The following is a 13,372-nucleotide window of genomic DNA, read 5'->3' as shown; positions in this document are numbered from 1 at the left end:
GGAAAAAAGCTTCGCGGCGGTTTTTTCTCTGGCGGAATCAATCCGGCCGCGTTAAGCGATGACTCCCATGGCGCGATATGTATTCATCACAGGCGGCGTGGTTTCCTCACTTGGAAAAGGCATTGCCGCAGCGGCCCTTGGGGCTCTCCTGCAGGCGCGAGGCTATCGCGCACGCATCAAAAAACTCGATCCCTACCTGAATGTCGATCCCGGCACGATGTCGCCGTACCAGCATGGCGAAGTCTTCGTCACCGACGATGGTGCGGAAACCGATCTTGATCTTGGCCATTACGAGCGCTTCACAGGCCGCTCCGCCAACCAGCAGGACAACATCACCACCGGCCGCATCTACAAGAACATCATCGAGCGCGAGCGGCGCGGCGACTATCTCGGCGCAACCGTGCAGGTCATCCCGCACGTCACCGATGAGATCAAGAATTTCGTTCTCAACGGCAATGACGACTATGATTTCGTGTTGTGCGAGATCGGCGGCACGGTCGGCGACATCGAGGCGATGCCATTCCTGGAAGCTATTCGCCAGCTCGGCAACGACCTGCCGCGCAACAACGCCGTCTACGTCCATCTGACGCTGATGCCCTACATCCCGACGGCAGGCGAGCTGAAGACCAAGCCGACTCAGCATTCGGTCAAGGAGCTGCGCGGCATCGGCATCGCGCCCGATATCCTGCTGGTCCGTGCCGACCGCGCCATTCCCAAGGAAGAGCGCAGGAAACTGTCGCTGTTTTGCAATGTGCGCGAAAGTGCCGTGATCCAGGCGCTCGACGTGCCGCATATCTACGATGTGCCGATGGCCTATCACAAGGAAGGGCTCGATTCGGAAGTGCTGGCCGCCTTCGGCATCGATCCGGCGCCGAAGCCGCGCATGGAGCCGTGGCAGGCGGTATCCAACCGCATCCACAATCCGGAAGGCGAGGTCACCATCGCCGTTGTCGGCAAATATACCGGCCTCAAGGACGCCTACAAATCTCTGATCGAGGCGCTCTCGCATGGCGGCCTTGCCAACCACGTCAAGGTCAAGCTCGACTGGATCGAATCGGAGATCTTCGAAAAAGAGGATCCGACGCCCTGGCTGGAAAAGGTGCATGGCATCCTGGTCCCAGGCGGCTTTGGCGAGCGCGGTGCGGAAGGCAAGATCCTGGCGGCGAAGTTCGCGCGTGAGCGCAAGGTGCCGTATTTCGGCATCTGCTTCGGCATGCAGATGGCCTGCATCGAGGCAGCGCGGTCGCTGGCCGGCGTCGAACATGCGTCTTCGACCGAGTTTGGTCCGACCGAGGAACCGGTGGTCGGCCTGATGACCGAATGGCTGAAAGGCAACATGCTGGAGAAGCGCCGCGAAACCGGCGATCTCGGCGGCACGATGCGGCTCGGCGCCTATCAGGCCGAGCTCGCCAAGGGCTCCAAGATCGCCGAGATTTATGGCGACACACAGATTTTCGAGCGCCATCGCCACCGCTACGAGGTCAATGTCGACTACAAGGAGCGGCTCGAGGATTGCGGCCTGGTGTTTGCCGGCATGTCGCCCGACGGCGTGTTGCCGGAAACGGTCGAATACCCGGACCATCCGTGGTTCATCGGCGTGCAGTATCACCCGGAACTGAAAAGCCGGCCGCTCGAGCCGCATCCGCTGTTCGCCAGTTTCATCGAGGCGGCCGTGGAGCAGAGCCGGCTGGTGTAGCGATCAGGTCGGGCGGCAATGCAGACCTATGTCGCGCTGCTTTACAGCATCATCCTGGGCGAGGGCCGCCGGGTCGTCATGGCCGACCTCAAGGCCATGGCCGAAGAGCTCGGGCTAAATAACCCGCGCACGTTGGTGGCGACGGGCAATCTGGTCTTCGAAGCGCCGGTGACGGATATCGCCGACCTCGAACAGTGGTTGGAGGCAGCCTTTGAAAAGACCTTCGGCCGCCATGTCGATATCATCGTGCGCGGTGCCGAGGACTGGCTGAAGCTTGCCGCCGGCAATCCGTTTCCGGTGGAATCGAATGCGACCGCGGATCAGGTGGCGGTGCGCGTGATGCGTAAGCCTGCGCCCGAGGAGGCCGTGACGGCACTGCAGGCCTATGCCGCCGAGGACGAGAAAGTGACTTCGCTCGGCGGCGACATCTGGGTCGTCTTTTCGCGAGAGAGGCCAAGCTCGCGGCTGCTTGCGGCAATGAATCACAAGCGCATGGGCACGGGCACGTCGCGCAACTGGAACACAGTGCGCAGATTGGCCGAGATGCTGGGGTAGGTTTTGGGGCGGCTCTCGCCGCCCCAGATTCACCTTGTCAGGCTTTCGCGGTCTTGGCGCCTGCGCCAAGGGCGGCGGTGCGCAGCACGTAGTAGATAATGCCGGCGATCGCCACGCCGAAGAACCAGCCATAGACGCCCCACCAGGACGGCAGCCAGTTGGTGAAGTTGGGCAGGATCGACGAGAAGATGGCGCCGATGCCGGCGGCGATGAAGGCGTTGACGTGCCAGCCGCCCTGGAAACGGAACTCGCCGTCTTCGCGGTAAAGCGCCTCGACGTCGACCTCGCCCTTCCGGATCAGGTAGTAGTCGACCATCATCACCCCGAAGATCGGCCCCATTGTCGCGCCGATGATGTTGACGAAGGAAGCGGCACTGCCTTCCCACGGCGCGAAGGGGTAGAGTAGCAGGGCAATCACGGCCGCGATATAGCCGCCCTTCTTGAAGTCGATCTGCCTGGGAAAGACGTTGGAGAAGTCGAAGGCCGGCGAGACGAAGTTTGCCACCACGTTGATGCCGAGGGTTGCCACGGCAAAGGTCAAGGCTGCGAGCGCTGCCAGGAACCAGCTGTCGAATTTCGCCGAGATCTGGTCGGGATGCAGCAGCACCTCGCCATAGACATCAAAGGCGGCAATGGTGGTTACGCCGGCGACCAGCGAAAACAGGATCAGGTTGATCGGCAGGCCCCAGATGTTGCCCTTGCGCAGCGATGCCTTGTCCGGCGCGTAACGGGCGAAATCGCAGAAGTTGAGATAGAGCGCCGAGAAATAGGTGACCCAGATTGCCGCCACCGCAAACAGCGAGGTCCACGATCCCGGCGTGCCCGGCACGCCCGCGTCCTTCGTCTTGTCCAGCAGCACGTCCATCGGGATATCGCTGGTGAAGGCAAATCTCCCGGATTTGACGCAGAGATAGATCGCCAGGATCAGCATCATCACCCAAACCGCGGGGCCGGCCCAGTCCTGGAAGCGGCGCACCGTTTCCATGCCGTTCTGGATGATCAGCAGTTGCAGCCCCAGATGACCACGAAGCAGATCACCTCCAGGCCGGTATGGCCGAGGAAATGCGTGCTGGCGTTGAAATCGGCGAACCATTGCGTGCGGATCAGCAGCGCCACGATCGCGCCCGAGGCGGCGGCTGTCTGCGCGCCGTACCAGAAACAGGCGACGATGGCGCGCACCAGTGCCGGTATGTTGGCGCCCCAGATGCCGAAAGAGGCGCGGGCAAGCACGGGGTAGGGCACGCCCGTCTTCACGCCGGCATAGCCGACCATGTTCATCAGCACATAGATGATCAGCGATCCGATGCCGATGGCGATGATGAAATTGACGAAGCCGCCGCAAAACAGGAACAGACTGGCGGCAAGATAGTAGCCCCAAAGGCTGTGGACGTCCGATGTCCAGACGTTGAAGATCGAGAATGGTCCCCAGTTTCGAACTTTGGCCGGAGCCAGATCCTCGTTGTACAGATCAGGTGAAGCACCCTGTATCGTCATGGCAATGTTCCCCTTTTGCAGCACGCGCCCTCACGCGTTGGCCGCGTGCAGGTTAAGCCTGCCGCAGGGGAACCGACAAGCAACCTATTTGCCGGCTTTGGCCTTAAAGATATTCAATGAGAACTGCGATTATCGATGCAAGGTGATGGTGGGTCATCGCTGAACCTGGCACGGATGATTCGAAGTTCGACGCTGGGCTTCCAATGTGAAGCGGTGGCTGCCGACATCTTCGGTAGGGGGCCCTAAGCGATGGCCATCACCTGCTTGTGGTCCGCGACTTCAGCGAGCAGCCAATCCTGAAACAGGCCGGTGCCTGGTTTGTTGCCGATGCTGCGACGCTGATGCAGGTAAATGCCGGCCGGATAGGTGTGGCGGACATGGAACGGCGCGACCAGTTTGCCTTGCTGCAGAAAATCTTGCGCCATGATCGTGTCCGCAAGCGCTATTCCGGCGCCATTGATCGCTTCGCGCATGATGAGCGTACAATCATCCAGTGTTGTGCTGGATTTTGGCGTCGTTTCCAGAACGCCTTCCTGCTCCAGCCAACGCTTCCATCTCATGGTTTCGCATTCATGGATCAGATGATGATTGACCAGATCGGCCGGCGATCGCAGCGGCACAGGCCCCTCCAAAAGCGAAGGCGCACAGACCGGGGTCAAAAGCAGCGGGATCAGCAGCGTCAAAGCCGGGCCGGCCTTGTAGACGAACTCGTCGACAATGGCCAAATCGAAGTTGGCGCGCTTGCCTGAAGTGGAGATCTCCAAATCCACCGACGGATGCAACCGGCGAAAGTTCGGCAACCGGTCCGCCAGCCAAAGGTTCAGAACGGTGGGCACGCACAAGACCCGGACCCGTTGGATCTTGCCGTGGCGCGAGCCGTCCGAGAGGCTGACGTCATCGGTGGCGCGCCAGATGGCTTCGAACGCCTCCGAGAGGCTGCGCGCATAGTAGGAGCCCCTGATGGTTGGCGTTATCTGGCGAAAACCGCGTTCGAACAGGTCCTGGCCAAGATTTCGTTCAAGCGCGCGGATGTGGCGGCTGACAGCCGAGGGTGTCAGATGCAGTTCTTCCGCCGCGTCCTTGACGCTGCCGAGGCGAGCGGCGGCCTCGAAAGCGCGCATGCCATTGAGTGAGGGAAGGGCCATTGGACGATCATGAATTGTCAGTTGAGTTTTTGTCAATCGACATGGGCAGAATTCGCGTTTGATTGCCTGCCCCCTTAGGGGATACCCAGAGGACAAGAGCAATTAAGTCGTCTCAAGCGACTGTTTGGGAACACCGGTACCATACCATCGACGGCTGAGACCGGCTTGACCAGTCTCACCGGTGGAGAGCGAAGCTTTGCTCGGTATCGCCGCAATTGGAGAGAGCGCCAGCCTATGCCTCAATCGCCAGCGCCGGTCTTCGAAGCTGCGGAGGAGATTTCCGCGGAAACCTCCGTCGTCGTGATTTTGCAAACTGCCCAACCAGGCTTTGGTCCCCGGGCAGCGGCTCTGGACGCTGAGATGAGCGGGATTCTCTCTCGTGCATGCTCTGACCCGGCCGCCTTGGCCGGATTCGGCACCTGCATCGATCTTATCGCCCCGCAGGCAGTATCGACCAAGCGCGTGGTTGTCCTGGCCTTGGGCAAAGCCGAAGCCGTAACCACCCTCTCGTTGGCGCGCGCCGGCGGTCTGCTTGCCGCACATCTGGAAGGCAAGGGGGAATGCGCGGCCACTCTGGTCCTGGACCCCATCGCTGGCATTGAACTATCCGGCGCCGAAATCCTGGCGCGTGTCGCGCTTGGCATGCGGCTGCGCCGCTATCGTTTCGACATGCGCAACCGGCGGCAAGGAGCGGGAGCGGATCGAACCTTGCGGGTGAAACTGGTCGGAGCCGGCGGCCCGGATCTGACCGCGGCGCTGACGCGGATCAATGCAATCGCCGACGGCGTCGAATATGCACGCACCTTGGTCAACCTGCCGCCAAACCATCTCCACCCCGACAATTTCCATGATCATCTGGAGCCGCTGCGTGAAGCCGGCATCGACATCGAAATGCTCGATGCCGCGCAACTGAAGGAGCTCGGCATGAACGCGCTCCTCGCCGTTGGGTCGGGCTCGGCGCGTCCGCCACGGGTCGCTGTCCTGCGCTACCGCGGCAAGGGTGCTCCCGCCCAACCACTCGCTTTCGTCGGCAAAGGCGTCTGCTTCGATTCGGGAGGCCTCTGCATCAAGGGCGGAGCGCAGATGTTCGACATGAAAGCCGACATGGGCGGAGCGGCGGCTGTGGTCGGCCTGCTGATCGCGCTCGCCCGGCAAGGCAGCCCGGTACACGTTGTCGGTGTTCTCGGCATCGCCGAGAACATGCCATCGGGCACCGCGCTCAAACCGCGCGACATCATCACCACGGCCTCGGGACAGACAGTGGAAGTGTTCGACACGGATGCGGAGGGACGCCTGCTTCTGGCCGACTGCCTCTACTATGCAGCCACGCGCTTCAACCCTTCGGTGATCGTCGATCTGGCGACGCTGACCTATTCGGTGACGCGTGGCCTGGGGTCGATATTCGCAGGCCTATTCAGCACCGACGATGCCATCGCTTCACAGATGATCGCGGCCGGAGAAACGGTCGGCGAGCGGTTCTGGCGGCTGCCGCTCGACCGGGCCTATGATGAGGGTCTGCAATCGCCGTTCGCGGACCTCAGGCATCATGCCAAGGACATGGAAGACGGCGACGCTCCCTATGCGGCGGCCTTCCTGCGTCACTTCACGGAAGACCGCCCCTGGGTGCATCTCGACATCGCCAGCAAGGAACTGACCGACACCGATCGGCCTCTCGGCAGGCAAGGCGCCACGGCATTTGGCGTGCAGATGCTGGAAGAATGGGTGCAGGTCACCCGCAACATGAGTTAGGGCGCCTGCCGTCACGGACAAATACAAGATGCCTTCAACCGCGCTGGGAACTGGGATGTCATCTGAGATCATAGGCATGGAAGGACGGGCCGCTTTCGGCGCCTTCGAGACCTGGTATCGGGTCACCGGTGATCTCGGTGGCGAAAAGGCGCCTGTGGTGATCCTGCATGGCGGCCCGGGCGTCGCTCACAACTATGTCGATGCCTACAAGCTTCTTGCGCGAAGGGATCGCGCCGTCATCCACTACGACCAGTTGGGCTGCGGCAATTCCACCTTGCTGCCTGAGAAAGGCGCCGATTTCTGGACACCTGGGCTGTTCATCGACGAGCTTGAAAACCTGGTCGACCATCTCGGCATTCGGACGGGCTTCCACGTCCTCGGCCAGAGCTGGGGCGGCATGCTGGGCGCCGAATATGCCGTGACGCGGCCGCAGGGCCTGAAGTCGCTGACCATCGCCAACTCGCCGGCTTCCATGAAACTGTGGGTCGAAGAGGCCAACCGGTTGCGTGCGGATCTGCCTGCGGATGTGCAGGAGACCCTGACCCGGCACGAGCAGGCCGGCACGACGGACGACGCAGCGTACCAGGCGGCGACGATGATGTTCTACGAGCGGCATGTCTGCCGGGTCGTGCCTTTCCCGCCCGAAGTCACGGAAAGTTTCGCCCAGGTCGTGCGCAATCCGACCGTCTATAATCTGATGAATGGACCGAACGAGTTCCACGTCATCGGAACGTTGAAGAACTGGAGCATCGTCGACCGTCTGCCGGCCATCGATGTTCCCACGCTGATCATCTCCGGACGTCACGACGAGGCCACGCCCGCGACCGTGCAGCCCTACAAGGACGGCATCAAGGGGTCGCGCTGGGAGATATTCGAGCATTCCAGCCACATGCCGCATGTCGAAGAGCAAGATGCATGCATGCGGGTAGTGGGAGACTTCCTGGACCACAACGACAATTGAAAAAAGGGGAATGAAGACATGAAGAAACTGCTTCTGGCGGCAACAGCCGCGGCATTGCTGGCCGGTACATGGCTGGCCCCGGCACAGGCCGAATATCTCAAGGAGCACCGAGGCGGCACCATCCGCCTGCTGGCCCGCTCCGCGGCCGGAACGCTCGATCCGCACATCAATTACACGGACCAGGGCTGGCAGATGTACCAGCCGATCTATGACGGCCTGGTGGCCTTCCGCAAGGCCGAGGGCATGGACGGCTTCACCATCGTTCCCGATCTGGCCGAGGCCCTGCCGCAGGTCAGCAATGACGGTAAGACCTTCACCTTCAAGCTGCGCAAGGGCATCAAGTTCTCCAGCGGCCAGGATCTTGGCGTGAAGGACATCGTTGCTTCCTTCCAGCGCATCTTCAAGGTTTCCGGACCGACCTCCGGCACGTTCTATGCCGGTATCGTCGGTGCCGACAAATGCCTGGCCGACACCAAGAGCTGCACGCTGGAAGGCGGCGTTGTCGGCGACGAAGCGGCCGGCACCATCACCATCAACATCACCAAGCCGGATGCCGAGCTGCTCTACAAGCTTGCCTTGCCGCATGCCGTGGTCCTGCCGGCGGACACGCCCGCCGAAGACATGGGTTCCAAGCCCATTCCCAGCACCGGCGCGTACATGATCTCCGCCTTCGACCCGAACAAGGGCATGACGGTTTCCCGCAACCCCAATTTCAAGCAGTGGAGCGAAGAAGCTCAGCCGGACGGCTATCCGGATGTCGTCCAATATGATTTCGGCCTGTCCGAAGAGGCAGCCGTCACCGCGATCCAGAACGGCGAAGCGGACTGGATGTTCGACGCTCTGCCCAGCGATCGCCTGGGCGAACTGGGCAGCAAGTCCATGGACCAGCTGCACATCTCACCGCTTTCGGCTTGGTGGTACGCGCCGCTGAACAACCGTCTCGCACCCTTCGACAATGAAAAAGCCCGCCAGGCCGTTGCCTATGCGATCGATCGCAACACGCTGGTCAAGCTGTTCGGCGGCAAGGTGCTGGCCTCGCCGGTCTGTCAGGTCCTGCCCCCGGACTTCCCCGGCCATGAAGACTATTGCCCCTTCACCAAGAATCCGGGCGCCAAATGGTCGGCTCCTGATCTCGACAAGGCAAAGCAGCTCGTCGAGGACTCCGGCACCAAGGGCCAGAAGGTGACGATCATCGTCGAGGACACCGCCATTTCGCGGTCCATCGGCGTCTATCTGCAGAGCGTTCTGACCAGCATCGGCTATGTCGCCGACGTCAAGCCGATCTCGTCGAACATCCAGTTCACCTACATCCAGAACACCAACAACAAGGTGCAGATGTCCGTTACCCAATGGTACAAGGACTATCCTGCGGCTTCGGACTTCCTGAACATCCTGTTCAGCTGCGCCTCCTTCCGTGAAGGTTCGGATGCCTCGATCAACATCGCCGGCTTCTGCGACAAGGAAATCGACGCCAAGATGCAAAAGGCATTGGACCTCGGCGTCACCGATCAGAAAGCCGCCGACAAAATGTGGGCTGAAATCGACAGGCAAGTCACCGACAAGGCACCCGCCGTTGGCCTCTTCACGCCGAAGCGGCTTGACTTTGTCAGCAAACGTCTCGGCAATTTCAAGTTCAACCGGCAGTTCAACTGGATGATCACCCAATCCTGGGTACAGTGATGGCCTGGGTGCAGTAACGAACCGCGGAGGGGCACGCCCGTGTCGAACGTAGCTGTCGCCATGCCGCGCAAGACGCGAGGGCCCTGGGCCGTCGCGTTTGCGAAGCTGGCAAGGGACAGGGCTGCCATGGCGTCGCTGGCCGTGTTCCTCCTCATCGTCCTTGCCTGCCTCAGTGCGCCTCTTTATGCAAAATGGGCAGGCGTGGACCCCTTCGCCTCGACGCTCGACGCCGTCATCCAGATCGACGGTGCCGACGTTCCGGTGATGGAACAATCGACGGAAGGGCTGGGGCTTGGTTACACACCGCTCGGCCCGACCTGGCGGCTGGGCAATTATTTCCTCGGCGCCGACAGCCAGGGGCGCGATGTCATGGCCAGGATGCTCTATGGCGGGCTGAGCTCGTTGCTGATCTCCGGAGCAGCCACCATCTTCACCCTGATCCTGGGCACGGCGGCGGGATTGATCGCCGGCTATTTCGGCGGCGTCACCGACACGGTGCTGTCGCGCTTCCTCGACATACTGTGGGCGTTCCCGATCTATCTACTGGCGATTTCGCTCTCCATCGTCACCATCGCGCATGGCATCACGATCGGACCGATCCAGATCGAGTCCGGCAGCCTGTGGCTGCCTGTCATCATCATCGGCATCGTCTACGTGCCCTACGTGGCCCGCCCAATACGCGGGCAGGTTCTGGCGCTGCGCAAGAGCGAGTTCGTACTGGCCGCGATCAATCTGGGCGTGCCGGGGTGGCGCATCCTGTGGCGCGACATCCTGCCCAACGTCACCACCACGCTCATCGTCTTCGTGCCGCTTATGATGGCGCTGAACATGCTTACGGAATCGGCACTTTCCTTCCTGTCGATCGGCGTGCAGCCGCCGGCCGCGAGCTGGGGCACCATCATCCAGGACGGACAGGCGCTGCTTTACACCAGGCCATTGGTGGCGCTGGTGCCGGGCCTGGCGATCGCGGTTTCCGTCATGGCGCTCAATGTCTTCGGCGACGGCCTGCGCGACGCGCTCGATCCGCGCTCCAAGGTTCGGCTGGGGCGCGACTGATGATCTACGCAATCCTGCGCCGTTTCGGCCAGATGCTGTTCGTGATGTTCGGCATCTCGGTCATCGTCTTCCTGATTTTCTTCGCAACGCCGGGCGCCGACCCGGCGGCGCGCATCGCCGGCCGCAATGCATCGCCCGAAGTGCTGGAGGCGGTACGCCACAGCTTCGGCTTCGACCGGCCGCTCTACGTGCAATATGTGACGATGATGGAGAAGATCTTCGTCACCGGCGATCTGACCTCCTTCGTCAATCGTGGCTGGAAGGTGGTGCCGGCGGTCATGGATTCGATCCCGGTCACGCTCTCGCTGGTGTTCGGAGCGGCGATCCTGTGGGTGGTGGTCTCCATCATCATCGGCATCGCCGCCGCCGCCACGCGCGGCAGCTGGCTGGACAAGCTGCTGATGGCGCTAGGGCTGCTCGGCATTTCCATGCCGGTCTATTGGTTGGGCGAAGTGATGAACCTGATCACCCAGAGCCGCTATCACGACAGCTGGGCGTTCTCCTGGGTGCCACCGCTCGGCTACAAGAATTTCTCCGATGATCCGAAGGGCTGGTTCCTGACCCTGGTCATTCCCTGGAGCACACTGTCCATTCTCTATATCGGTATTTACGGGCGCGTGCTGCGCGCGGCAATCATCGAATCCCTGCAGGAAGACTATATCCGCACGGCCCGGGCCAAGGGGCTGTCGGAAACCCGTATCCTGCTGCGCCATGCCTTGCGCACGTCGCTCATCGCCTTCGTCACCCTGTTCGGCCTGGATTTCGGCGCGCTGGTCGGAGGCTCGGCCTTGCTGACGGAGGTGGTGTTCGGGCTGCACGGCATCGGCAAGCTCACTTATGACGCGCTGCAGAATCTCGATCTTCCGATGATCATGGCAACGGTGATGTATGCTTCCATGTTCGTGGTTGTCGCCAATGCGGTCGTCGATTTCGTCTACATCCTTCTCGATCCGCGCCTGAGGACATCATGATACTGTCGGTGCGCGACCTCAGAGTTTCCTTCCGCACAAATGATGGCCTGGTGCGGGCCATCGATGGCGTTTCCTTTGACCTCGAGGAAAGCGAAATCCTCGGCGTCGTCGGTGAGTCCGGTTCCGGCAAGACCGTGTCGCTGCTGGCCGTCATGGGTCTCATCACCGATCCCAACGCCACCATCGAAGGGTCGATCCGCTACAAAGGCCGCGAACTCGTGGGACTGCCCGCGCGCGAACTCAGGCGGCTGCGCGGCAACGAGATCGCGATGATCTTCCAGGATCCGATGACGGCGCTGACGCCTGTCTACACGATCGGCTGGCAGATCGCCGAACAGATCCGCGCGCATCGCAACATCAGCAAGTCCAAGGCGATGGAGCGCGTGGAGGAACTGCTGGCCGAGGTGAATTTTCCGAACCCGCACGAGGCGATGTCGCGCTACCCGCACCAACTGTCCGGAGGCATGCGTCAACGGGCGGTGATCGCAATGGCTTTGTCCTGCAATCCGGCGCTTCTGGTGGCTGACGAACCGACCACCGCGCTCGACGTCACGGTGCAGGCCGGCATTCTCGATCTGGTGCGCAAGCTGCGCGCGACGCACAAGTCGGCGGTCGTCTTCATCACACATGACATGGGCGTGGTCTCCGAACTCGCCGACCGGGTCATGGTCATGTATGCCGGCCGCGTGGTGGAGCGCGGCAGTCGCGCGGAGCTGTTTTCCGATCCGCGACACCCCTATACGCGCGCGCTGCTGGGTTCGATCCCGCCGCTGACCGGCGAAAAACCACGGCGCTTGCCGGCCATTCCCGGTTCGCCGCCGTCATTGCTGCGATTGCCGCAGGGCTGTGCGTTCGGTCCGCGGTGCCCGGTTCACTACGAGCCCTGCGAGGCCGGCAAGCCCGACCTCGGGAGCGGCACCCATGCCGCGGCATGCTTCAGGGTGGCACAGGCATGAGCGGACCGATGATCGACAAGAACCGCCCAATCCTCGAGACGCGTTCGCTGGGCAAGCGCTTTTCCATCGGCAGCCGTTTCTCCGCCGAAGGCAAGCGAACCGTTCATGCGGTCGACAATGTTTCCCTGACCGTGTGGCGCGGCGAGACGGTCGGTCTGGTCGGCGAATCCGGATGCGGCAAGTCCACGTTGGCGCGTTGCCTGGTGAGGCTCTACGACATATCGGACGGCGAGCTTCTGTTCGAAGGCAACGACATCACCTCCAAGTCGCTGTCCGAACTCAGGCCGCTGCGGCGCCGCCTGCAAATGGTTTTCCAGGATCCGTCGGCGTCGCTCAATCCGCGCCGGCGCGTCGGCGACCTGGTGGCCGAGCCGCTGCGCATCCATGGCAGGCTCTCGTCGAGCGAGATCACCAAACGCGTGGCGGAACTGTTCGACCTTGTCGGCTTGCTGCCGGATCACGTCATGCGGTTTCCGCACGAATTTTCCGGCGGACAACGCCAGCGCGTCGGCATCGCGCGGGCTGTTGCATTGAATCCGGACCTCGTGGTCCTGGACGAACCCGTCTCCGCGCTCGACGTGTCGGTGCAGGCGCAAATCGTCAACCTGCTTGCCGATCTGCAGGAGAAGCTCAATCTCACGTACATCTTCATCGCCCACGACCTGTCGGTGGTGCGCCAGGTGTCGACCCGCATCGCGGTCATGTATCTCGGCTCGATCGTCGAGGAAGGTCCGGCGGAAGAGGTGTTTGCGGCACCAGCCCATCCTTATAGCCAGGCACTGATCTCGGCGGTTCCCGTCGTGGAGACGACGCCCGGTGGGACGCGCAAGCGCATCATCCTCACCGGCGACGTACCGAGCCCTCTGAACCCTCCAACGGGCTGCCGTTTCCATCCCCGATGCCCAATCGCGGCGGAGCGCTGCCGTTCGGAGCGCTGCGGGAATACCGACCCGGTCGCAAAGTCGCCTGCCACTTCCCCACGATGTAGGCGACACTCACGACCGCACGGGTGATCGCCTTCGCCTGATAGATTTCTAAAAGATTCCATTTTTATCTGGAACCAACCGGCTGTTGGCGCGTTTGGGGGGGGTCGATCGAGCGCATTGCGG

General features: G+C 61.9%; 10 protein-coding genes and 1 pseudogene. 9 read left to right on the top strand and 2 right to left on the bottom strand.

Going from position 1 to position 13,372, the window contains the following annotated elements; all coding sequences use genetic code 11:
- The first annotated feature begins 67 nt into the window (after window positions 1–67).
- Together EN749_RS18260 and EN749_RS18255 are read left to right on the top strand one after the other, a co-directional pair.
- Complete coding sequence (locus EN749_RS18260) at window positions 68–1,696, top strand: CTP synthase (protein WP_164895606.1); 1,629 nt, start codon at window positions 68–70, stop codon at window positions 1,694–1,696.
- 18 nt (window positions 1,697–1,714) lie between these two features.
- Window positions 1,715–2,251 carry a DUF1697 domain-containing protein gene (locus EN749_RS18255; protein ID WP_128363646.1) on the top strand — a complete coding sequence of 179 codons (537 nt, stop codon included), beginning with the start codon at window positions 1,715–1,717 and terminating at the stop codon, window positions 2,249–2,251.
- 37 nt (window positions 2,252–2,288) lie between these two features.
- Here the strand turns inward: EN749_RS18255 and EN749_RS18250 are convergent.
- Window positions 2,289–3,745: pseudogene (locus EN749_RS18250) on the bottom strand (NCS1 family nucleobase:cation symporter-1).
- A 242-nt stretch (window positions 3,746–3,987) separates the two neighbouring features.
- Window positions 3,988–4,890: a LysR family transcriptional regulator gene (locus EN749_RS18245; protein WP_127397238.1), complete on the bottom strand. Its 903-nt coding sequence runs from the start codon at window positions 4,888–4,890 to the stop codon at window positions 3,988–3,990.
- Window positions 4,891–5,124: 234 nt separating this feature from the next.
- Between EN749_RS18245 and EN749_RS18240 the strand changes: the two genes are divergently transcribed.
- Genes EN749_RS18240 through EN749_RS18210 form a run of 7 tightly spaced genes read left to right on the top strand, consistent with a single transcriptional unit; the run spans window position 5,125 to window position 13,276 of the window.
- A complete protein-coding gene (locus EN749_RS18240) occupies window positions 5,125–6,639 on the top strand; it encodes a leucyl aminopeptidase (RefSeq protein ID WP_127810446.1) in 1,515 nt (504 codons plus the stop codon).
- A gap of 55 nt (window positions 6,640–6,694) precedes the next feature.
- Window positions 6,695–7,600, top strand: a complete 906-nt coding sequence (locus EN749_RS18235) for a proline iminopeptidase-family hydrolase (protein ID WP_127810445.1) — start codon at window positions 6,695–6,697, stop codon at window positions 7,598–7,600.
- A gap of 18 nt (window positions 7,601–7,618) precedes the next feature.
- Entirely contained in the window at window positions 7,619–9,280 is a 1,662-nt protein-coding gene (locus EN749_RS18230; RefSeq protein WP_128288101.1) for an ABC transporter substrate-binding protein, read from the top strand.
- Window positions 9,281–9,319: 39 nt separating this feature from the next.
- Window positions 9,320–10,336: an ABC transporter permease gene (locus EN749_RS18225; RefSeq protein WP_127810443.1), complete on the top strand. Its 1,017-nt coding sequence runs from the start codon at window positions 9,320–9,322 to the stop codon at window positions 10,334–10,336.
- Window positions 10,336–11,307 carry an ABC transporter permease gene (locus EN749_RS18220; protein WP_127810442.1) on the top strand — a complete coding sequence of 324 codons (972 nt, stop codon included), beginning with the start codon at window positions 10,336–10,338 and terminating at the stop codon, window positions 11,305–11,307. Before EN749_RS18225 ends, EN749_RS18220 begins: the two co-directional genes overlap by 1 nt.
- On the top strand, window positions 11,304–12,263 hold the full coding sequence (locus EN749_RS18215; protein WP_013531724.1) for an ABC transporter ATP-binding protein: 960 nt from the start codon (window positions 11,304–11,306) through the stop codon (window positions 12,261–12,263). Before EN749_RS18220 ends, EN749_RS18215 begins: the two co-directional genes overlap by 4 nt.
- Window positions 12,260–13,276, top strand: coding sequence for an ABC transporter ATP-binding protein (locus EN749_RS18210; RefSeq protein WP_128363645.1), 1,017 nt, complete (start codon window positions 12,260–12,262; stop codon window positions 13,274–13,276). The genes EN749_RS18215 and EN749_RS18210 overlap by 4 nt, the downstream gene beginning before the upstream one ends.
- The last annotated feature ends 96 nt before the right edge of the window (window positions 13,277–13,372 follow it).

It is taken from the genome of Mesorhizobium sp. M7A.F.Ca.ET.027.02.1.1 (assembly GCF_004022985.1).
Taxonomy (GTDB): Bacteria; Pseudomonadota; Alphaproteobacteria; order Rhizobiales; family Rhizobiaceae; genus Mesorhizobium.
The sequence above is the reverse complement of the archived record's forward strand: the minus strand, read 5'-3'. Positions and strand labels throughout refer to the sequence as shown.

What these genes read in the sequence shown, in the direction of transcription:
- EN749_RS18260 (WP_164895606.1), top strand. Translation starts at nt 68, where the DNA reads ATGGCGCGATATGTATTCATCACAGGCGGCGTGGTTTCCTCACTTGGA.
- EN749_RS18255 (WP_128363646.1), top strand. Translation starts at nt 1,715, where the DNA reads ATGCAGACCTATGTCGCGCTGCTTTACAGCATCATCCTGGGCGAGGGC.
- EN749_RS18245 (WP_127397238.1), bottom strand. Translation starts at nt 4,890, where the DNA reads ATGGCCCTTCCCTCACTCAATGGCATGCGCGCTTTCGAGGCCGCCGCT.
- EN749_RS18240 (WP_127810446.1), top strand. Translation starts at nt 5,125, where the DNA reads ATGCCTCAATCGCCAGCGCCGGTCTTCGAAGCTGCGGAGGAGATTTCC.
- EN749_RS18235 (WP_127810445.1), top strand. Translation starts at nt 6,695, where the DNA reads ATGTCATCTGAGATCATAGGCATGGAAGGACGGGCCGCTTTCGGCGCC.
- EN749_RS18230 (WP_128288101.1), top strand. Translation starts at nt 7,619, where the DNA reads ATGAAGAAACTGCTTCTGGCGGCAACAGCCGCGGCATTGCTGGCCGGT.
- EN749_RS18220 (WP_127810442.1), top strand. Translation starts at nt 10,336, where the DNA reads ATGATCTACGCAATCCTGCGCCGTTTCGGCCAGATGCTGTTCGTGATG.
- EN749_RS18215 (WP_013531724.1), top strand. Translation starts at nt 11,304, where the DNA reads ATGATACTGTCGGTGCGCGACCTCAGAGTTTCCTTCCGCACAAATGAT.
- EN749_RS18210 (WP_128363645.1), top strand. Translation starts at nt 12,260, where the DNA reads ATGAGCGGACCGATGATCGACAAGAACCGCCCAATCCTCGAGACGCGT.